This window comes from Paenarthrobacter nicotinovorans (assembly GCF_007670255.1).
Taxonomy (GTDB): domain Bacteria; phylum Actinomycetota; class Actinomycetes; order Actinomycetales; family Micrococcaceae; genus Arthrobacter; species Arthrobacter nicotinovorans_B.
In genome coordinates, this window is record NZ_SZVS01000010.1 from 63,414 (window position 1) to 84,017 (window position 20,604).

Sequence of the window (20,604 nt, forward strand, 5' to 3'; positions counted from 1 at the left end):
TCCAAGTAGTTTCGATTTCCCCTCCACAAGACTGGCATGTGAGCCACCTCTCACCACGGTGCAAAATGACCTATAGTGTTCAACCATGAGACGTAATGCACAGTATCAAGAGTCCGCCACGGCGGTCCTCTCCGGGCAGGTCACCGTTGATCTGTCTGCTATTTCAGACAATGTCAAGGCCCTGAAAAAGCGCACTGAAGCGCCGTTTTTCATGGCCGTCGTCAAGGGCAACGCCTACGGGCATGGCTTGGTGGAAGTTGCCCGTACGGCAGCAGAAGCCGGGGCCGACTGGCTGGGGACCGCCCAGCTCACGGAAGCCATCGCCCTCCGTAAGGCAGGGGTCACCTTGCCCATACTTTCCTGGCTCTATCTGGCATCCCAGACAAGCGCCACCATTCTTGAAGCACTGGAAAACGACATCGATGTCTCCCTCGGCAGCGTCGGCCAACTGGAGGTGCTGGCAGGCATCGCGTCCCGCCTGGGCCGTCCCGCCGTCGTGCATCTCGAACTGGACAGCGGCCTGAGCCGCGGCGGCGCACGCAAGGAAGACTGGCCCGAACTCGTAGCGCAAGCACGGCAAGCGGAGCTTGACGGCACACTGCGCGTCCGGGGCCTTTGGACCCACTTGGCCTGGGCCGACGTCCCCGCCCACCCGGGCAACGCCGCTGCTGTGGCTGAGTTCGAGGACGCCGTCCGTGAGGCCCGTGAGGCCGGGCTGACCCCGGAGCTCAGGCACGTTTCGAGCTCCGCGAACATCCTGGACCGGCCCGAATTCCACTTCGACATGGTTCGGGCCGGACTCGCAATTTACGGCCTGGCTCCGGCCGACCATCTGGACCCGGCCGATTTCGGGCTGCGCCCCGCACTGAGCGTCACGGCGCCGCTGGTGATGGTCAAAAAAGTCCCCGCGGGCACAGGCGTGAGCTACGAACACCAAGCCATCACCTACGAACCCCGGTACCTCGGACTCATCCCGTTGGGCTACGCCGACGGCATTCCCAAGGGCATCAGCGGCCGTTCCGTAGTGAACATCGCAGGCCGCAGTGTCCCCGTGATCGGCAAAGTCTGCATGGACCAGTTCATGGTGGATCTCGGACCGGACGCCTCCGGCATTGCCGTCGGTGACACCGCTGTGCTTTTCGGCGATCCCTCCACAGGGGCCGCGAGCGCCGACGACTGGGGCGCCGCCATCGGCAGCCACGGCGACGAAATCATCAACCGGATAGCGCCACGCCTCCCCCGCGCCTACTCCACCAGTGCTTACGAATGCCCCGACTACCAGGAGCCGGCTCCCGCCGGGCAGGGCAATGTCGCCTGAGCCCGCCACCGCCCGCCTCAGTTTCGTCACGCTCGAACAGTTCGTTGAGCAGCTGCCGCCGGAGTTGACCATGCTTCACGACGGCGGCAGCGGCGCCTCGTTGCTGAGGTGGGTGGAACCCAGTGAGCTGGAAGACCCCACGCCCTACCTGCCGGAGGGCGAGTTCCTCCTCACCGCCGGGCTGCCCTTCCTTGGGAAGGGCGGCTCGGCGGCGAAGGTGGACGCCTACGTCCGGCGCCTGGTGGATGCCAAGGTGGCCGCGCTCGGCTTCGGGATCAGGCCCTATTTCGACGCCGTTCCCGCCGCGCTGATTGAGGCATGCCGCACGCACAACCTCACCTTGTTCGAGGTCCCGGAATCGGTGCCTTTCGCAGCCATCGGCCTGGAATTCTCGCAGTTGTTGGAGTCGGACAACGCCCGCGTTTTCCGGCAGCTCGCTGAGACCAACCGCCAACTCATGCGCGCGGTCCTCTCCCCCAGGCCCGAACACGAACTGCTGGCCGCCCTTGTCCAGCGCGTGCCGGTGTGGGCGTTGCTGGTGGGGGCTGATGGGCGGGTCCGGGCCCGTGGGCACAACGCCGGCGGCAGCACCGGCGTCGAACATTCATTGCTGGCACCGATGCTCGAGCGGCTGCTGTCCGGAAGCGGCCCCCGAGTGGAGATGGACGGGTTCGAGCAGCCGGGTTCAGCACTGGTGTTCGGGCACCCGCTCCGCAGTACCAAGGACGCCAACCTCGGCGCGTTGATCCTGGGTTCGGATGCTCCCCTGTCTCCCGCGCAGAACAACGTGGTCCAGGCCGCCGTGGGACTGCTGGAGTTACTCGTGCGGCAGCGAACAAGCGGCTCCCTTGCACCCAGTCAACTGGCCACCGCGATGTTGCTGCATCCGGAGTCGCTGGTGTCCGGCGGAACGAAACACGTCAACGGCCTGAAGGATCTGCTGGCCCAGAGCCTGTCGTCCACCCGGTCCGCCCAGATGCGGGTAATTCAGGGGATCCGCGTGGAGGGGGCGGCGGACGATGGCCCCGTGCGCGAGGTCCTTCAGTGGCGCCGGCTGTTCGATACCAAGCTTGTGGAGATCACCGAGTACGGCTTCGCGGCCATCACCCGCCTTAAGGTGGACGATTCCCTGCTGGCCGACGTCGAAAAGCTCGGCTGGCGCCTGGTGATCGGCGAACCCACCGAACTGCATGGCCTATCAGCGGCCTACCAGCGTGCGAGCTCACTGCGAAGCCGTGTGGCCTCCAGTGGTGTGAGTGCCCGGGTGGATGAAGTGACCTGGTCCGTCACCGGGTTGTTGGGCCGCGAGGCAGGGACCATGCTCGCAGAGCGTCTGCTGACACCGTTGCTGGCCCTGGAACCGGACCGGAGGGATCCGCTCTTGTGCGTCCTGCGGGGATGGCTGAGCGAAAACGGCAGCTGGGACGGCTCCGCGAAGCTCCTTGGCCTGCACCGTAACAGCGTGCGGCGGCAGATCGGCGTCCTGGGCGAACTCCTGGACATGGACCTCAACCAAGCGCAGGTCAGGGCCGAGCTGTGGTTCGCGCTGCAGTATGTGGACGAGTTGGTCGGGGCTGATCCTGTGGGCACCGCCTAGACGAAGCCGGATCCGTCTGTGCAAGCCGCTTCCACCACTCATTTATGCCGTTTTCACCACCTAATTTGGCTGCATGGCGTCTAGGGGAAGCGTCGTGAATCGTACGCTTCAGGAACACCACCCGCGTTCGATCCACAAGGAGCAACACAGTGACCAAGCTGCCCACAATCACCCCCAAACTGCGGGTGTCGATCGTCGTCGCGTTTGGAGTGGCCCTTCTCGTTTGGTTGGCGACGGGCTCGCTCCCGGGCCATGGAAACGTCGAAGCAGCTCATCTTGACCTGCACAACACCGCGGACGGAGGTTTCCGGTTTGGACTCGACATCGCAAACGGTGCCATCTTAGGCATGATGCTGGCCGTCGGGTTTATCGTTTCCTTGGTCAACCTCATCCGCGTCCACCGCAAGCGAATCCAGACCGGGTCCTAGCGGTCCCATTCCTTGTACAGTTCCGGCCTGCGCTCACGCAGGTACGGGACTTCGTCACGGGCGGCTTTGACCGTTTCCGTGCCGACCTCGGCGAACAGCAGTGCCGCTCCCTCCCCCGCAGCAGCCAACAACGAGCCGTCGGGACCTGCCACCACGCTGCCCCCCAGGAAGTTGTACACGTCCTCATGCCCTGAGTGGTTGGCGTAGGCCACATTCAGCTGGCTCTCCAGGGCCCGGGCGCGAATCAGCACCTGCGGAACGTTGTCGAACCCTGCCGACAGCGCTGTCGGAACCAGCAGGAGTTCGGCGCCGCGGGTGGCTGCGGCGCGCACCGCTTCAGGGAACTCGACGTCGTAGCAGATCAGCATCGACGCGCGGATTCCGTTGAAATCCACGACGGCGGGAGGTTCTTCAGCGCCGACGAACGCCTTGTGCTCTTCCGGACCGAAGAGGTGGACCTTGGCGTAGTTGAGGACCTCGTTGCCCTCGGCATCCAGCAAAGTAGCCGTGATGTGCCATGCGCCGTCGGCGTGAGGCGGCTGCGCGGCGTCGTCGTGCTGCTCTTGAATCCGCGCCTGCGCCAGCGCAGGGAGGCTGTAGACCAAGCCAATCCCGTGCGTGCGGGCAATCGCGGCCAGGCGTTCGCGGATCTCCGGGAGCGTTGCGGGGTCCAACTCCGCGTGCAGGCGCAATGGCGCATAACCGACAGGGAAGAGCTCCGGAGTGAGAAGCAGGCCGGCCCCCGCGTTGGCGGCGCGCTGGGCTGCGTCGTCGATAGTGCGCAGGTTGGCGTCCACGTCCAAAACGGAAGCGTTCGCCTGCAGGAGTGCTAGCAGCATCATTACCACCTTGTTTCGCCTGATCCCTGCCGATCGCAGGCAGGAACATCTTCTTGCTTCAAGCCTAGGCCCGGCTCCGCTGCGCGCTCCGGGGCAATTGGACCTGGAGCCCCCGAACGCGGGGCTCATTGCACGCGACCCCTTGTTGCCAGGCCTGCTTTGCGCCTAAAAAGTTGGAGTTAGGGCGCATATCGGGCCACGCAAGGGGTACTTAGCAGTCAGCTTTGCGTTGGAGTATGTCAGTGAAGCAGGACTCGCTGCGTTCACTTCTTGACTACAACATGCCTTCTGGGGCAATCTTCTTGTCATGCCCGCAACGCAGCGCTCAACGAAGAGCCATCCAAGAAAACCCGGCTCGCAGTCGGCGCTCCGCCACCTTAACCAGCAGCGCATCATCGAGTGCTTGCTGAGCGGGCCATCCACGCAAGCAGAGCTTTCGCGGCAAACCGGGCTCTCCACGGCCACGATCTCCAACATCGTCAAGATCATGCAGGACGCCGGATTGGTCTCCACCGAGCCGACCACCAGCTCCGGCCGCCGGGCAACCAACGTGAGGCTGAACAGCAACGGTGCTGTCGCCGTCGGAATCGACTTTGGCCGCCGCCACCTCCGCGTGGTCCTGGCTTCCTTGGGGTATCACGTCATTGCCGAGGATTACATCGAATTGCCGCTGGGTCACCAGGCAGAAGAAGGCATAGCCGCCGCAGTCCGGCTGCTCGAAAAACTGCTCCGCGAAAATGGCATTGACCGCACCGCCGTCGTAGGTGCCGGCGCGGGCATTCCTGGTCCGATCGACCGCAGATCGGGCACGGTGGCACAGGGGGCCATCCTCCCGGAGTGGGTGGGCATCGACATCCTCCACCGCCTGGAAGAGGCCCTCAATTGCCCCGTCTTTGTTGACAACGACGCGAACCTCGGCGCGTTGTCCGAAGTGACGTGGGGACCCCATAGCGGCGTCTCCAACTTGATGTTCCTCAAGATCGGTTCGGGTATCGGCGCCGGGCTGATCCTCAACGGATTCCCGTACTACGGCAACGTGGGCATCACTGGGGAAATCGGCCACGCGACCATCCATGAGCATGGCCTGGTCTGCCGCTGCGGCAACAGGGGTTGCCTCGAAACGATAGCGTCCACCACCACCATGATCGAGTTGCTGGGGCGCGGCCAGGACACTCTGTTGACGCCGCTGGACATCGTCCGCAATTGCCTCGCCGGAGACTCGGCGACCCAACGCGTAGTTGACGACGCCGGCCTGGCGGTCGGGCGGGCACTGGGCAACGTCTCCAACCTGATCAACCCCGAAGTGATCGTCGTTGGCGGCCCTTTGGCGGGGCTTGGAGACCTTCTGCTGGACCCCATCCGAAGGGGCTTGGTGCGCCACGCCGTGCCCGTCGTTGGCGAGACGACACACCTCGCCATGTCTTCGCTGGGAGCCCGCGCCGAGGCCCTTGGAGCGGCCGCGTTGGTGTTCCAGCACGCAGGTATTACCGGTAGGTAACGAAATCGTTAGCTGGATCATGCGTTCAAGTCTTGACGACAAGATAGGTGATCCAGTTTACTTTTTCATCAGACAGCTCCGCCGCTTGCGGAGCCGACAACGAAGTCATGCATTGGAGGCGTAAGGGCTGATGACATCCCTCGACACGCAAGGCGAGCCCATCCTGTTGGAGATGCGCTCCATCACCAAGGAATTCCCTGGAGTGAAAGCCTTGTCGAACGTAAGCCTGCGCGTTATGGCCGGTGAGATCCACGCAATTTGTGGCGAGAACGGTGCAGGAAAATCCACGCTGATGAAGGTCCTGTCCGGGGTCTACCCCTACGGCAGCTACACCGGCGACATCGTGTATCAGGCCGAGACGCAGCAGTTCAAGGACATCCGGGCCAGTGAAGCAGCGGGCATCGTGATCATCCACCAGGAGCTGGCGCTGATCCCGGAACTGTCCATCATGGAAAACATCTTCCTGGGTAACGAACCCACCAAGTGGGGCGTCATTGACTGGGCCGAGGCCCGTAAGCGTTCCCTCGAACTCCTGGCCCGTGTGGGCCTCCGGGAGGACCCGGACACCCCCATCAAGGAGATCGGCGTCGGCAAGCAGCAACTGGTGGAAATCGCCAAGGCGCTGAACAAGTCCGTGAAGCTGCTGATCCTGGACGAGCCCACGGCAGCCCTGAACGAATCGGACTCCCAGCACCTGCTGGACCTGATCCTTGGCCTCAAGGGCCGCGGCATCACCTCGATCATCATTTCCCACAAGCTCAACGAGATCGAGCAGATCGCGGACGAGATCACCATCATCCGTGACGGCAAGTCGATTGAAACCCTGAACGTCAAGCGCGACGGCGTGGACGAGGACCGCATTATCAAGGGCATGGTCGGCCGGACGCTCGAGTCACGCTTCCCGGACCACGAACCGAAGATCGGCGAGGTGTTCTTCGAGGTCAAGGACTGGACCGTGGGCCACCCCCAGATCCAGGACCGCCTCATCTGCAAGGGCTCGAACTTCTTTGTGCGTCGAGGCGAAATCGTCGGCTTCGCGGGCCTCATGGGCGCCGGCCGCACGGAACTGGCACGCTCGGTGTTCGGCCACTCCTACGGCCGTTTCATCAAGGGCCAGATCTACAAGGACGGCAAGCCGATCCAGATCCGCACGGTCCGCCAGGCCATCGACGCCGGACTCGGCTACGTGACCGAAGACCGCAAGTCCCTGGGCTTGAATCTGCTGGATGACATCAAAACCACCACGGTCGCTGCTGCACTGGACAAGATCAGCAACTACTCGGTGGTGGACGACCGCAAGGAGTTCCAGGTTGCCGAGGAGTACCGCAAGTCGCTCCGGACCAAGACCCCCTCGGTTGAGGAAGGCGTAGCCAAACTCTCCGGTGGCAACCAGCAAAAAGTAGTGCTGGCCAAGTGGATGTTCACTGATCCGGACCTGCTGATCCTGGATGAACCTACACGTGGCATCGACGTCGGCGCCAAGTACGAGATCTACGGCATCATCCAGAGGCTGGCGAACCAGGGCAAGGGAGTGATTGTCATTTCCTCGGAGCTTCCAGAACTCCTGGGCCTGTCCGACCGTATCTACACCATCTTCGAAGGCGCCATCACAGGCGTCCTCGACAAGAACGAAGCAAGCCAGGAAAGCCTCATGAAGCTGATGACTTCCTCCCGCAAAGCAGCTTGACCCTTTGGCCCAGCCCCGCCCCTTCCTGACACAAGGACCAAAACAATGAACGCGCTCAAGAAGCTATTTGGTGGCAATACCCGCCAGTTCGGCATGATCTTCGCCCTGGTGGCACTTATCGTCTTCTTCCAGATCTTCACTGACGGACGCACGTTGACCCCCGGCAACGTGATCAACCTGTTCAACGGCAACTCCTACATCCTTATCCTCGCCATCGGCATGGTGCTGGTGATCATCGCCGGGCACATCGACCTGTCCGTGGGTTCCGTCGCAGCATTCGTGGGTGTGTTCGTGGCCCTTGCAATGCGCGATTGGGGTCTCCCCTGGTGGGCCGGCGTGCTCTTCGGCCTCCTCCTCGGTGCCGTGATCGGCGCCTGGCAAGGGTTCTGGGTGGCCTACGTGGGCATACCCGCCTTCATCGTGACACTGGCGGGCATGCTTCTGTTCCGTGGCTTCAACCAGTTCGTCGGCAAGTCCAACACCATCCCCGTTTCCAAGGACTTCCAGTTCCTTGGCTCAGGCTACCTGCCTGAAATCGGACCGAACACCGGATTCAACAACCTCACGTTGCTCCTCGGTATCGTTGCCGCCGCGTTCGTCGTCATCATGTCCCTCCGTGCCCGCGCTGCCAACAAAGCCCTCGGTGCCGACGTTCCCGAGCTCTGGGTCGAGGTCACCAAGCTGGTCCTGATCTGCGGCGCCATCCTTTACGCCACGTACCTGTTCGCCACCGGCCGCCCCGGAACGTCCTTCCCCATCCCGGGCCTGATCCTGGCCGTCTTGGTACTCATCTACGGCTTCATCGCAGACAGGACCGTTCTGGGCCGCCACGTCTACGCCGTGGGTGGCAACCGCCACGCAGCTGAGCTGTCCGGTGTCCAGTCCAAGAAGGTCAACTTCATGGTCATGATGAACATGTCCGTGCTGGCAGGCCTGGCAGGCATGATCTTCGTTGGCCGATCCACGGCATCGGGCCCGTTCGACGGTGTCGGCTGGGAGCTTGACGCCATCGCAGCCGTCTTCATCGGTGGCGCCGCCGTTACCGGTGGTGTTGGTACCGTGATCGGCTCAATCGTCGGTGGCCTGGTCATGGCAGTTCTCAACAACGGCCTCCAGCTCCTGGGCGTCGGTGCGGACCTCACCCAGATCATCAAGGGCCTGGTGCTCCTGGCAGCCGTTGCCTTCGATGTCTACAACAAGTCCCAGGGCAAGCGTTCCATCACTGGCCTGTTGCTGAAGAACTTCCAGCGCAACAACAACGAGCTCAAGCCGGACGAAGTCACCTCCACCAAAGAGGTCATCTCCAAGGAAGCCTGAGCTTTCCGCCACAAACTTCTCCACCCAGAAGACTCGCTCCACCCCACCCACACAGAAAGTGAACCAAGATATGCGAATGTTTGGTAAAGCAGGAAAGGCAGCAGCAGTCGCTGCCATCGCGGCACTGGCGCTGACGGCCTGCGGCCGCACGGACAGCGGCTCAAGCAGCAGCAGCACAGGAGGCGGGGAAGCGTTCCCCAAGGACTCGCTGATCGGCGTCGCCCTTCCGCAGAAGACCAGTGAAAACTGGGTCCTCGCGGAGAAGCTGTTCAACGATGGCCTCACCGGCGCCGGCTTCAAGGCCGACGTCCAGTTCGCCAACGGCGGCGTGTCCGAGCAGCAGAACCAGATCAGCGCGATGGTCACCAAGGGTGCCAAGGTCATCATCGTGGGAGCCATCGACGGCGCCCAGCTTGGTACGCAGCTCCAGCAGGCCAAGGACTCCGGCGCCACCGTCATCGCCTACGACCGTCTTCTCCTGAACACGGACAACGTTGACTACTACGTGGCCTACGACAACTTCAAAGTCGGTGAACTCCAGGGCCAGGCCCTGCTGGACGGCCTGAAGGCCAAGAAGCCGAACGGCCCGTACAACATCGAGCTGTTTGCAGGTTCCCCGGATGACGCCAACGCCAAGGTCTTCTTCGACGGCGCCATGAGCGTCCTGAAGCCGAAGATCGACGACGGTACCCTCAAGGTCCTGTCCGGCCAGACCGCGTTCGAACAGGCTGTTACCCAAGGCTGGAAGGCTGAAAACGCCCAGCGCCGTGCTGACACGCTGCTCACCGGCAGCTACGGCAGCGCTTCGCTGGACGGCGTGCTGTCCCCGAACGACACGCTGGCACGTGCAGTGCTGACGTCCGTCAAGGCTGCAGGCAAGCCGCTTCCGGTCGTCACCGGCCAGGACTCCGAGGTTGAGTCCGTCAAGTCGATCATGGCTGGCGAGCAGTACTCCACCATCAACAAGGACACCCGCAAGCTCGTTGAGCACGCCATCACCATGGTGAAGGACCTGCAGGCTGGCAAGCAGCTGGAGATCAACGACAAGGACTCCTACAACAACGGCGTGAAGACCGTTCCGGCCTTCCTTCTCCCGCCGCAGATCGTGACCAAGGAGAACGTCAAGACGGCTTACGTCGACGATCCGGTACTTGGCCCGATCACCAAGTAACACCTCTGTACGGGAAGCCCCGGTCCGCCAGCAGGCGGGCCGGGGCTTTTTGCTGTGTCAGCGTGGTCTTTCACAGCCCACGCATAGCTTTGGCTGGTGTGCCGCACAGCAGCGCTGAGCAATGTTGGACCTGCAAGCCCGCGACCAGTGGGCCCACAAACCTGCAGGTCAAAGGAGAAACGTGAGCGTCCTTGCCCGAAGCGTAGGCAACGCCTTCCGCAACAAAATCAGAACAGCGGCGGTGGTCGCCGTCCTCGCCGTAGCGATCGGCCTGGCCTTGGCCATGCTCGTGGCCAACCAGGCCGTCGGCGCCAAGGTGCAGGAGCTCAACGCTTCGGTGGGCACCACCTTGACGGTGAACCCCGCTGGCGGGCAAGGTTTCGAAGGCGGCGGCGAACCGTTGACGACGGCGCAAGCCCAGACAGCTGCGTCGGTCACCAACGTTACGTCGGTGGTTGGCACGAAGGCCCTGCGCCTGCAAAGCACCACAAGCGGATCCACGGCCACCACCCAGCAGTCCGGGCAAGCTGGTGGCTTCGGTCCCGGCGGACAGCAGGCATCGGTCAGCACCAGCCTCACTGCTGCCATCGACGCCGGCACCTTGGGTAACCGGAACAACGCCAGCGGATCCACCGGTGCAACGGGAACACAGCCGGCACGCGCCCTTCCGATCACGGCCACCGGCATCGGCGCAGAGGTGGACAGCACCGGCAAGGCCTTGAACATCACCAGCGGCAGCGGCCTGGGCGACTACACCACGGCGTCGGACAAGGCACTGGTGGGCACGTCATTGGCCGAAAAGAACGGCCTGGCCGTTGGATCCACCTTCACTATCCAGGACAAGACCTTCACCGTGGCAGGAATTTTCGACGCCGGAACCACTTTCGACAACAACGCCGTCTACGTGACACTTCCTGAAGCCCAGACGCTGGCAGCCACACCCGATGAGCTCTCCACCATGATTGTCACGGTCAACAGTATGGAGAACGTGGACAGCACCAAGACGGCGGTCCAAAATGCCCTCGGCGCGGACAAGGCAGATGTCACGCAGGGCCAGCGGAACCTGGAAACCGCTGTCAGCTCCCTGGACAGCGTCAAGAACATCTCGCTGGTCGCCTTCATCGCAGCTCTCGCGACCGCCGGAATCATCATCCTGCTCATCATGGTCATGCTGGTCCGCGAGCGCCGTCGTGAAATCGGCGTGTTGAAAGCCATCGGCGCCCCCAACCGCACCATCGGCGTGCAGTTTGTCCTGGAATCCCTGGTTCTTGTCGCTATGGGCAGCGTGGTGGGTGCAGTCATCGCATCGTTCGCCAGCGGCGGCATCGCTTCGGCGTTGATCAGTTCGAATACCAGCACGACGGCGGCACCCACCCAACGTGCGGGCGGCCTCGCCGGTGCCGTGCCAAATGGCGCAGTCCCAGGGGGCGGGGGCTTTGGTGGCCGGGGCGGCGCGTTCGGCGGCGCTTCCCAACTGCTCACCTCCGTTACCGCCAGTGTCTCCCCCGGCGTCCTTGCGGCGGGCATCGCAGCCGTGTTCGCCGTCGCAATCATCGGTGCCCTCGTTCCGGCACTGCTGACCGCCCGTATCCGCCCCATCGAAGTACTCCGAGGAGAATAGCCGTGATTGAAGTCAAGGACCTGGTCCGTCAGTTCAAGTCCGGTGACCGGACCATCAAGCCCGTCAACGGTGTGAGCTTCGAGTTGGAAAGGGGCTCACTGTCATCGATCGTGGGCAAGAGCGGCAGCGGCAAGAGCACACTGTTGTCCCTCCTGGGCGCGCTGGACAAACCCACCTCAGGGGACGTCGTCGTCGATGGCGTCAGCCTTGCAGGGCTGCCGGACAGCAAACTGACGGAGTACCGGCGTCGGGACATCGGGTTCGTGTTCCAGCAGTTCAACCTGATCCCCAACCTCAGCGCCGTGGACAACGTCATGCTCCCCATGGAGTTCGCCGGGGTGCGCAAGGCGTCCAGGCTGAAGCGCGCCAAGGAGTTGCTTGAGCAGGTACAGCTGGATCCGGAGAAGCACTCGCGCCGTACCAACCGCCTGTCCGGCGGAGAGCAGCAGCGTGTGGCGATCGCGCGGGCGCTGGCGAACGAACCCAAACTGATCCTGGCCGACGAGCCCACCGGCAACCTCGATGAGCAGACCGGCGAGCACATCATCGAAATCCTGAGCTCTCTGAGCCGCGACCACAACACCACCATCCTGGTGGTCACGCACGACCGCAGCCTCGCGCAGAAAACGGAACGCTGCTTCCGTCTCCAACAGGGCAGGCTGACCGAGGAGGTCAGAAGCGGATCGCGTCGATGACCTTGACGCGCACCGCCACGAGCGCGGGAATGGCTCCGGCGAGCGCGCCCACAAGGACCGCCGCTCCAAAGCCCAGTAGCGCGGCATCGATGGGGAACGGCGGGTACTCCGTCAGGCCTGGGGCCACCTTCGATTGAATCCACGGGTTCTTCACCACGGCGATCGCCGCCATGACGCCCACGAGCCCAGCTACCGCGGTGGCCACCACGGACTCCATCATGACCCCCACGAAAATTCGGCCCGAAGTGGCGCCAAAGCTGCGGCGGATGCCGATCTCGCGGACCCGGTAACGCACTGTGACCATGGAAATGTTGAGCATTCCCACGGCTCCAAGAAGAAGCACCAGTCCGGCTACGCCGCCGACGATCCACTGTGCAGGCCCCAGCGGATCACCATAGGCGGCGTAGTCGACGCGTTGGGCCTGGGCGTAGTATCCGGGGAATTGGCCCTGCAGGTCTGCAGTGATCGCGGACTGCAGGGCGCCTGCCTGTTCCTCCCCCACCCAAAGTTTGAACTCGGACATGTCCGGTTTCATCCCGGTCATGACGGCGCCCTTCGTGAGGATGAAGGCCGCGGGTGGGGTGTCAGGCCAGGTGTCAGGTACGACGCCGATGATCACCGCCGTCGCCGGAAGGTCACCAGGGATGCGAACTGTGGGATTGGTAGTGAGGTTTGGCCTGCCGGCCCGGTTGTAAAAGGCTTCCGAGACCACGATGGCGGGGGCCAGCCTTTGGTCGTCGTCGGCTTCGAACCATTTACCTTGCGTGAGCGGCACGCGGTGGATGATGCCGTAGCCCGAGTCAACGATGGTCATGTTCACGGCCGTCACGCCGCGGGGAAATTGGAAGCCTGCCTGGGTGCGGCCCACGTGGGTGGAGGTGGTGATTCCGTAGCGCTGCTGGATACCTTCGTAGACCTTGTCCAGTTCCTGCGCATCAGGAGAGGATGGACCGTTGACGCTCAATGTCAAGGTAGCCACCCGGCCGCCGTCGCGCTCGGATTGCACCTTCATGCCTTCGCGGGCGAGGTTTCCGAGGCCCACCACGGACGTCAGCGCCGCCACGGACAGGGCCACCCCCAGCAGCGCCAAGAGGATGCGGACTTTGTTGATGCGAAGTTCCTGCCACGCTTCCACCAGCGTTGATATGAAGCCTGTCATGCGTGGGCTCCTGACTCTGCGAGCGGTTCTGCGGGCATTTCTGCGGGCGGTTCTGCGAGCGGTCCTGCGAGCGCCAGCGGAGTCAGCACCCCGGAGTCGAGCCTGTAGCAAGCACGGGCAAGTGCGGCGACGTTGGTGTCGTGGGTGATGGTCACCAGGGCCGCAGAGGTTTCTGTGGCGACAGTGTCCAGCAAGGCCATGACCGCCTGGCCGGTCTCGACGTCCAGCGCACCGGTTGGCTCATCGGCCAGGATGAGCCTCGGCCGGCGAACCAGCGCACGTGCGATGGCAACGCGCTGCTGTTCACCGCCTGAGAGCATGTTGGGCATCGTGTTCGCCCGGGCGGACAGGCCGACCCTGTCCAGCATGTCCATGGCGAGTTCGCGGCGGCGCCGGAATTCCCTGCCTTGGGCATAGAAGAGTGGAGTAATAACGTTGTCCACGGCGCTTCGGCCCGGCAACAGGTTGAACTGCTGGAAGACGAAACCTACCGTGGAGCCCCGGAGCCGGGCCCGGGCGTTGCTGCTCAGCCGTTGGGCTGGCTGGTCCATGAAGTCCAGTTCCCCGGAAGTCGGGACATCCAACAGGCCGAGGAGGTTGAGCAGCGTTGATTTGCCGCAGCCGGAGCGCCCTACGATCGCGGTATGGTCCCCGCTGAGTACCTCGAGATCGATGCCGCGGAGAATGTGCAGCTGTTGCTCATCCGGCAGCGTGACCGACCGTGTGACAGATCGCAGGCTGACCAGGGTTTCTTTGCTAGCAGTAGCGTCCATGCTTAGCCCGCCGGAATGTAGGTGCCTTGTCCGGGCCCCATCATGGGCTCCGGGGCAGCGGGGGCGCCGGGAACGAACTCGAGGACTTGTTCGCCCTCGGTAAGCCCCGACCTCACTTCAACCACGTTGCCATCGTTCAAGCCGAGCTGCACGGTTCGCTGCTCCGGAGCACCGGCGCCTGCCTTACTGGCAACCCACACAATGCCGTCCTTGACGCTGCCCTTGACGGAGGTGAGGGGAACCGTCACCACATCAGGCGCGACACCGGCGCTCACCGTCATGGTGGCACCCAGGCCGGCGAAGACCTGCTGGTTGGCCGGGACCGCACAGCTGATGGTCCCCGTCGGGTTGCCGCCCCCGTCCGGTTGGGTTCCGGAACCTCCACCGGGTCCGGCAATGGCTCCGCCTACTGCCATTCCGGCTCCCCCGCCAGCGGAGGCCAAACCGCCCGAGGAGGCCCCGCCGTCGTCGGATGCGTTGTTCTTGAGGGCCACCTGGGCGCACTGGAACGGAGCCGGTCCACCCACCAGCGCGATCTCGGCGGGACCGGGCTTGCCCAGGAGACGATACTGTTGGGCGGCGGAAACCGGGCCGGCCACTGTGTACGTACCGGGATCGATCTTTCCTACGGACTCCCCCACGCTGACCTGCTGGTCCACGAGCGTGGTGAGCTGCTGCAGCGTGCCGGCACGCGGGGCGAGGATGTTGAAGTAGTCGTACACGGGTTTGGCGGCAGTTGCTGGACCCTCCTGGGATGGCGGCTGGGCGGCGGCGACGGCGCGCTCCGCCTTGACCTGGAAGAGCGCGTCTCCCTTGGCGACCGTAGCGCCTTGGTCAACGAAAACCTGCACCACTTTCCCCGCCGATGTGCTGCGGACGGCTTCGGCCGGGTCACTTTGGACGGTGCCCTTGATCTGGACGGTGTTGGTGACGGTGGCCCTGGTTGCCGGGACCGTGGGAATATCCACCTGGGCCAGCGGTGCGGGCTCCGAAGCCGCCGATTTCAAACCATCCACAAAGGCGATCTTGACCAAAGCCACGGCGATTATCGCGAAAACCAACAACCAGGCAACCGGCAAAATGACGCGCCGAAAAATACCCATCCCTGCTCCATTTCGGTAACTCCCCACAGAACCTCTGCGAGGGATGATTGCCCTCAGCCTAGACGAGGTTGTTACCGGTGGCGGGCATTCCCGGGACGGACAGAGTACTTACTGTGTCGCCTGTTTGAACTACCCACGCGAAGATGGCAGACTGAACACGTACACGCCCCAGTGACTATTCGGCAGCAATGCCGGACTCCTGGGGCAATTCTTTTTTAAGAGCATCGAGGGACTGTGGACGTTGGCGCAATCAGCACTTTGGAGCACCTCGTCAGCGCCCCGCGCTTCGAGACGTACCTGGGTCACTATCGTGGCAATCACCATCTGGCATCCCGGTTGTATGCCTGGAACATTGAGGTTTCCGCAGCCTTTGGGGGCCTCTTAGCATCTTGGAAGTAGCGCTAGGAACGCAATGCACGACGCACTCGCGAAGGGTCGTGTGGAAGCGTGGTGGGAACTCCCGAGTACCCGCCTCTTGGATAGCCACAGGGCGATCCTCGAGGACACCATCAAAAAGCTCGGCCGTAAGTTCGCCTCGCCGACACCCGGTCAAATAGTCGCAGCCCTCCCTTTGGCTTCTGGACCCGCCTCCTGGACAAAGGCATTCCGCGAGACCCGCTACTGAGCTACGAAACAGCTTTTTGGCAGCCTCGACTAATAAAGGCTTTTCCTGAAGGCGTCAATCTCAAACGAAAAGTGCTCTTTGCGGACCTCACACAGATTCGCGAGATGCGCAATCGGATCGCTCATCACGAGCCAATCTTTAAAATGCCTCTGGAATCAATCCGGACTGATATCTTTCGCATCGCCGGCTATGTCCATGCAGACGCCGCGGCAATCCTGGATGGATGCAGCCGAGTCACCGCCGTGCTTGACCGTAAACAAGACGCGATCGTGCACGGGCTCAACAGCTTCTGAGAGGATGATACTCATGACTCTCCCCATCGCCGTGCCGTGGCTTTCCTCCCAGACCAACCAGGATCCCCGGGCAGCCACAGGCCGGCGGTTGCGATGGGGCGTGGTGTCCACGGGCAATATCGCCAACAGTGTTTCCAAGGACCTGTCGCTGCTCGAGGATGCCGAGCTCTACGCCGTCAGCTCCCGCACCCAGGCGGCCGCCGACGCCTTCGCCCACGCGCTGGGCTTCACTAAGGCGTACGGGGACGACGCCGGTGTTCCCGGCTACCAGCGTCTGTTCGACGATCCTGCCGTGGACGTGGTCTATGTGGCGACGCCCCATGCCCAGCACTTCCAGATTGCTTCAGCCGCATTGCGCGCCGGGAAGCACGTCCTGTGTGAAAAGGCCCTGACCATCAACGCCCGTGAAGCCATGGAGCTGACGGCGATTGCGCGCGAGCAGAACGTGTTTTTCATGGAAGCCGTGTGGAGCCGGTTCCTTCCCAGCATGCAGCGGGCTTTCGGGATCGCGGCTTCAGGGGAACTTGGTGAGCTCCAGTGGGTCAGCGCGGACCTCGGCTTCCCGGCACCGTACGATCCGTCGGCCCGTATCTGGGCACTGAACGACGGCGGTGGGGCACTCTTGGATATCACCGTGTATCCCCTGCTCTGGGCTTTGGGGACGCTCGGTTTTCCGCAGTCGGTCACCGCAATCGGTTCGTTGAACGAGGACGGAGTGGATACCCAAAACGCCCTGACCCTGGGCTACGACACGGGAGCACAGGCGCAGCTGACGTCCTCCCTGATGGCGCATGGGCCCAGGACCGCCACGGTAGCGGGCGGCCTTGGCTTCCTCCAGACAGTGGGATCCGTGAACAATCCCCGCGAGCTGCTCGTCCGCGTCGGGTGGGACGAGCCGCGGACCGAGCGTTTCGACGTCGTGGGAATCGGCTACACCTACGAGCTGCGCGAGGTGACCCGCTGTGTCCAGCAAGGGCTTCTTGAGAGTCCCGTGATGCCGTTGGAGGACTCCATCAACGTGATGCGCCTCTTCGACGGCGTTCGTTCGCAACTGGGCGTCCGCTACCCCAACGATGCCCGCTGATTTAACCCTCGCAGGTTAAGTTCACCGACGGGCAGGCTGCCTGGCGAGCTTGCGGTCCAGCGAGAAGGCACCGGATCCCAGGAAGACGAAAGCCACAGACACCGCGAAGTAGATGATGAGCAGCTCCGCCGTCACGCCCGCTTTGTCCGTGAGCAGGGGTTTTCCGGCTTCGGTCACGAACCAGATCCCGGCGAACATGATCGCGGCAAGGAATCCGGCGACACGGGTCAAGGCCCCGAGGACCAGGAGGAGTCCCAGGCCAACCTCCCCTGCGATGACCAGCCAGGCCACGATCTCCGGCTTCTGCACACCCATGGCAGCAACGGACGCTGCGAATGCGGCATGGCCGGCCATGAGCTTCTGGATTCCGTGGACCAGGACGAGCGCACCGAACACCACCCGCAGGATCGTGATGCCGCGGGCAGAGGACTGGGGTGAGGGGTGAAGGAATTTCACGGGTTCCAATCTTCCATGCCCGCGGTCGCCGCGCCAACCCAACCCCAGCTACCCAACTGAGGGACAGCAAACGTCGCACTGAGCCTCCAGTGGAGCACGTGCTGTCCCCTGGTTGGGTGAGTGGAGCAGCGCGGGGATGTCCCTCACGCCGGCGAGGATGCGGTGGTGCGGATACGCCGCCAGCGCTTCGCGGCCGAGCTTCCCGGTCAGAACTCCGACGGCGGAGACCCCGGCGTTGTTGGCAGCCGCAAGGTCATTCACGGTGTCCCCCGCTGCAATGACCGCACTGACATCCTGTACCCCTGTCAGTTCCATGGCGCGATGAATCATGAAGGGTGCCGGACGGCCGGCGGCTACTTCGTCCGAACACACGACGGCGTCAAGCAGCTCTTCGGGCCCGACTCCCCACCCCAGCCGCTCAAGGAGGGGCTCTGCGACGTCGCGCGAGAAGCCGGTGGTCAACGCTACTTTGACGCCCCGGCGGCGGAGTTCGCGAAACGCCTCCTCCACACCCTCCAGCGCGACGGGAGGATTTGCGTCGTAGAACCCGGCGAGCAGTTCCTTGAAGCGTGTGAACGCAGCGCCGACAGTAGCGGGGTCGACCGTTCCGCCCCCAGCTTGGATGAGGGCAGTGATGGCCTCGACTTTGTCCGCTCCCATCCACTCCTGCACAGCCTCTTCAGTTGTGGACGCACCGGTTTCCTCCACGCAGCGGGCCAGGGCAACATAAACGTCGCCGTGTTCATCGATGGTTGTTCCGGCCATATCGCAGGCAACTAGCTTGATCATGGTGTGGCTCCTTCGGTGGGGGTGCGAACCAGGGCTGCCCGGCGCTCCGCGGTGTTGTCGATGGTGAAGTTGGTGAGGGAGGGCAGGTAGCGGTCCTCGGAATATTCCAAGGGTTGCCCGTCGGCGGAACGGGTGACCCGGCGTTCGCGCAGCAGCGGGATACCTTCGGGTTGTTCCAAAAGCTCGGCGTCTTCCTCGCTGGCCGCAACGGCGTCGATGGTGTGTCGCGCGCTGTGCAGGTCCACGCCCTGTCCCTTGAGGAACGCGAAGATGGAACCGGAATCCGTATCGAAATCGAACAGCTTCCGGCCCACCTCCAGGATGAAGGTGGTGCGTTCAATCATGGCCGGCGATTCGTCCAAGTAACGAACCCTCAGCAGTTCCACCACCACGGTGCCGGGAGTCAGGCCGAGGGCTTCGGCCGCTTCGGGACTTGCCTCCCTGCGGGCTACCTCCAGCGTCCGCTGCCCCGGCTTTCGCCCGATACCGACGGCCCACTCCGTGAACGAATTGAACGTTGAGAACGACTGCGACGGCACGGATGAGCGCACCATAGGGGGCCGTCCCCGCCCACCTGTCACCGCACCTTCCGAACGAAGGAAGGCGAGCGCCTGGCGGATCGGCCCCCGCGATGTTCCGAACTCCCGGCACAGCTCGGCTTCGCTGGGCAACTGGAAGCCGGGGGGCCACTCGCCGTCGGCGATTCGACGCATGAATTCTTCGCTGAGTTGGAGGTGGAGGGGCATATTTTGCTGGTTGCTCACGAGTTGATCATACAAGTTGGCACCGGAGCATTCGTCGGAAAATCAGGAGAGAATGGTGAACAGCAGGCGAAATCAGGTGAACAGAGGTTAAATTTGAATTAACTTGTCTATACAAGTCCCATTCTGGCTTGATTCCACTTCCCGGTCCCGCCAAGGTCAATGGTGTGAACAACCCAAGCACCCCCACCACGGCCACCTCCGCCAGCGCAAGGCGAACCACCGACGTCGTCATTATTGGCGCCGGCATCATCGGCCTTGCCCATGCCGCCCACGCGGTCGCCAATGGCCTGACCGTCACCATCGTCGAGCGCGACCATCACGCCATTGGCGCCTCGGTGCGCAACTTCGGCCACTGCTGCATCACCGCGCAGTCCGGTGAACTGTACGAACTCGCGCAAACCTCGCGGAAATACTGGCTGGAGTTCGCCGGGCGGGCGGGCTTCTGGGCCGCTGAGGCTGGCGCCGTAGTCCTGGCTCGGACGGACGCCGAGCTCGCCGTCCTGCGCGAACTGTCCACTGTCCGGGAACCGGGCCAGGTCCAGCTGCTCACGCCAGCGGAAACGCGCGGGCATCTGGGTTCCGGGACAGAAGCAAGGCACGACGGCGGCGCTCACCAGGGCGCATGGCCCGGCTTGGTCGGCGGTGCTTTCCTCCGGGACGATCTGCGCGTCGATCCCCGCACCACCGTCGCCAGGTTGGCCGAGTGGCTTGGCCGCCAGCCCGGCGTCGAACTTCACTGGAACACCGCGGCGCTCGGTTTCAGCCGCGAAGGCGAGGTGACCAGCGTCCGGACTTCCCGTGGGGAGCTGTACGCCAAGCAGGTGTTCGTCTGCGTCGGGCACGACGTGGACCATCTGTTTCCTGAGCTCGCCGCCGAGCACAGAATCCAGCGCTGTGCCCTGCAGATGTCCTTGGCGGCAAAACCTTCCGGCGTCGAGTTTGCACCGGCTGCGCTGACTGCGACATCCATGCTCCGGTACCCCGCTTTTACCGACATGCCGGCTGCCGCAGCGCTGCGCGACGAGGTGCAGCGGAACCAACCCGAGCTGCTGGACATCGGCGCCAACGTCATGTTCACCCAGCGCCCGGACGGAACCATCATCCTGGGCGATTCGCACCACTACCACCCCACAGCGGATCCGTTCCTGGACGAGTCCGTGACCACCGCACTCAACTCCGACATCTCCTCCCGGATGGGTGCGCCCTTGGAAATCATCCAAAGATGGCAGGGCGTCTACGCATCCTCCGACGTCGCGCCCCTCTTGGTCCGGGACGTCCAACCCGGCGTCACAGTGGTGTCCGTGACCTCAGGGGTTGGCATGACTCTCTCCTTCGGCTTGGCACATCGCAACATTTCACGGCTGTACTGACTCCCCCAACTTAAAAG

General features: G+C 63.4%; 20 protein-coding genes. 12 read left to right on the top strand and 8 right to left on the bottom strand.

Translation table 11 applies throughout. The features are described from left to right. Positions 1 to 85: 85 nt before the first annotated feature. The 3 genes from alr (at position 86) to FDP28_RS15175 (ending at position 3,343) form a co-directional block, all read left to right on the top strand. Positions 86 to 1,318: an alanine racemase gene (alr, locus tag FDP28_RS15165; protein ID WP_144662376.1), complete on the top strand. Its 1,233-nt coding sequence runs from the start codon at positions 86 to 88 to the stop codon at positions 1,316 to 1,318. Next, positions 1,308 to 2,915, top strand: coding sequence for a PucR family transcriptional regulator (locus FDP28_RS15170; RefSeq protein ID WP_144662377.1), 1,608 nt, complete (start codon positions 1,308 to 1,310; stop codon positions 2,913 to 2,915). The genes alr and FDP28_RS15170 overlap by 11 nt, the downstream gene beginning before the upstream one ends. 149 nt (positions 2,916 to 3,064) lie before the next feature. Then, positions 3,065 to 3,343: a hypothetical protein gene (locus FDP28_RS15175; RefSeq protein WP_144662378.1), complete on the top strand. Its 279-nt coding sequence runs from the start codon at positions 3,065 to 3,067 to the stop codon at positions 3,341 to 3,343. Here the strand turns inward: FDP28_RS15175 and FDP28_RS15180 are convergent. Then, complete coding sequence (locus FDP28_RS15180; RefSeq protein WP_144662379.1) at positions 3,340 to 4,185, bottom strand: carbon-nitrogen hydrolase family protein; 846 nt, start codon at positions 4,183 to 4,185, stop codon at positions 3,340 to 3,342. The two genes, FDP28_RS15175 and FDP28_RS15180, sit on opposite strands and share 4 nt — an antisense overlap. Positions 4,186 to 4,489: 304 nt before the next feature. Here FDP28_RS15180 and FDP28_RS15185 point away from each other — a divergent pair, with 304 nt between their 5' ends. The 6 genes from FDP28_RS15185 (at position 4,490) to FDP28_RS15210 (ending at position 12,171) form a co-directional block, all read left to right on the top strand. Then, entirely contained in the window at positions 4,490 to 5,680 is a 1,191-nt protein-coding gene (locus FDP28_RS15185) for an ROK family transcriptional regulator (protein WP_144662380.1), read from the top strand. Between the two features lie 130 nt (positions 5,681 to 5,810). Then, the gene (mmsA, locus tag FDP28_RS15190) at positions 5,811 to 7,367 is read left to right on the top strand and encodes a multiple monosaccharide ABC transporter ATP-binding protein (protein ID WP_144662381.1); all 1,557 of its coding nucleotides are present in this window, start codon (positions 5,811 to 5,813) and stop codon (positions 7,365 to 7,367) included. Between the two features lie 45 nt (positions 7,368 to 7,412). Then, entirely contained in the window at positions 7,413 to 8,684 is a 1,272-nt protein-coding gene (gene mmsB / locus FDP28_RS15195) for a multiple monosaccharide ABC transporter permease (protein ID WP_144662382.1), read from the top strand. A gap of 70 nt (positions 8,685 to 8,754) precedes the next feature. After that, the gene (locus tag FDP28_RS15200) at positions 8,755 to 9,855 is read left to right on the top strand and encodes a substrate-binding domain-containing protein (RefSeq protein ID WP_144662383.1); all 1,101 of its coding nucleotides are present in this window, start codon (positions 8,755 to 8,757) and stop codon (positions 9,853 to 9,855) included. A gap of 181 nt (positions 9,856 to 10,036) precedes the next feature. Continuing rightward, on the top strand, positions 10,037 to 11,476 hold the full coding sequence (locus tag FDP28_RS15205; RefSeq protein WP_144662384.1) for an ABC transporter permease: 1,440 nt from the start codon (positions 10,037 to 10,039) through the stop codon (positions 11,474 to 11,476). A gap of 2 nt (positions 11,477 to 11,478) precedes the next feature. Continuing rightward, positions 11,479 to 12,171 (top strand): ABC transporter ATP-binding protein, encoded by a 693-nt coding sequence (locus tag FDP28_RS15210; protein ID WP_144662385.1) that lies wholly within the window; start codon positions 11,479 to 11,481, stop codon positions 12,169 to 12,171. Here the strand turns inward: FDP28_RS15210 and FDP28_RS15215 are convergent. Genes FDP28_RS15215 through FDP28_RS20925 form a run of 3 tightly spaced genes read right to left on the bottom strand, consistent with a single transcriptional unit; the run spans position 12,149 to position 15,206 of the window. Continuing rightward, a complete protein-coding gene (locus FDP28_RS15215) occupies positions 12,149 to 13,330 on the bottom strand; it encodes an ABC transporter permease (RefSeq protein WP_144662386.1) in 1,182 nt (393 codons plus the stop codon). The two genes, FDP28_RS15210 and FDP28_RS15215, sit on opposite strands and share 23 nt — an antisense overlap. Continuing rightward, the gene (locus tag FDP28_RS15220; protein WP_144662387.1) at positions 13,327 to 14,103 is read right to left on the bottom strand and encodes an ABC transporter ATP-binding protein; all 777 of its coding nucleotides are present in this window, start codon (positions 14,101 to 14,103) and stop codon (positions 13,327 to 13,329) included. The genes FDP28_RS15215 and FDP28_RS15220 overlap by 4 nt, the downstream gene beginning before the upstream one ends. A gap of 2 nt (positions 14,104 to 14,105) precedes the next feature. Beyond that, on the bottom strand, positions 14,106 to 15,206 hold the full coding sequence (locus FDP28_RS20925; protein ID WP_144662388.1) for an efflux RND transporter periplasmic adaptor subunit: 1,101 nt from the start codon (positions 15,204 to 15,206) through the stop codon (positions 14,106 to 14,108). 412 nt (positions 15,207 to 15,618) lie between these two features. Between FDP28_RS20925 and FDP28_RS15230 the strand changes: the two genes are divergently transcribed. Continuing rightward, positions 15,619 to 15,831: a hypothetical protein gene (locus FDP28_RS15230; protein ID WP_144662389.1), complete on the top strand. Its 213-nt coding sequence runs from the start codon at positions 15,619 to 15,621 to the stop codon at positions 15,829 to 15,831. Between the two features lie 155 nt (positions 15,832 to 15,986). On the opposite strand, the gene FDP28_RS20580 is transcribed toward FDP28_RS15230, so the two are convergent. Further along, the gene (locus FDP28_RS20580; protein ID WP_186313648.1) at positions 15,987 to 16,139 is read right to left on the bottom strand and encodes a hypothetical protein; all 153 of its coding nucleotides are present in this window, start codon (positions 16,137 to 16,139) and stop codon (positions 15,987 to 15,989) included. Between FDP28_RS20580 and FDP28_RS15235 the strand changes: the two genes are divergently transcribed. Then, positions 16,138 to 17,208: a Gfo/Idh/MocA family protein gene (locus FDP28_RS15235; RefSeq protein ID WP_144662390.1), complete on the top strand. Its 1,071-nt coding sequence runs from the start codon at positions 16,138 to 16,140 to the stop codon at positions 17,206 to 17,208. The two genes, FDP28_RS20580 and FDP28_RS15235, sit on opposite strands and share 2 nt — an antisense overlap. 21 nt (positions 17,209 to 17,229) lie before the next feature. Here the strand turns inward: FDP28_RS15235 and FDP28_RS15240 are convergent, their stop codons facing one another. From FDP28_RS15240 to FDP28_RS15250, 3 genes are read right to left on the bottom strand one after another with little or no spacing between them, the layout of a single operon-like run. Beyond that, entirely contained in the window at positions 17,230 to 17,664 is a 435-nt protein-coding gene (locus FDP28_RS15240) for a DoxX family protein (RefSeq protein WP_144662391.1), read from the bottom strand. Between the two features lie 48 nt (positions 17,665 to 17,712). After that, complete coding sequence (locus FDP28_RS15245) at positions 17,713 to 18,453, bottom strand: phosphonatase-like hydrolase (RefSeq protein ID WP_144662392.1); 741 nt, start codon at positions 18,451 to 18,453, stop codon at positions 17,713 to 17,715. Then, the gene (locus FDP28_RS15250) at positions 18,450 to 19,217 is read right to left on the bottom strand and encodes a GntR family transcriptional regulator (RefSeq protein WP_144662393.1); all 768 of its coding nucleotides are present in this window, start codon (positions 19,215 to 19,217) and stop codon (positions 18,450 to 18,452) included. Before FDP28_RS15250 ends, FDP28_RS15245 begins: the two co-directional genes overlap by 4 nt. Positions 19,218 to 19,381: 164 nt before the next feature. Here FDP28_RS15250 and FDP28_RS15255 point away from each other — a divergent pair, with 164 nt between their 5' ends. After that, complete coding sequence (locus tag FDP28_RS15255; protein ID WP_144662394.1) at positions 19,382 to 20,587, top strand: TIGR03364 family FAD-dependent oxidoreductase; 1,206 nt, start codon at positions 19,382 to 19,384, stop codon at positions 20,585 to 20,587. Positions 20,588 to 20,604 lie beyond the last annotated feature (17 nt).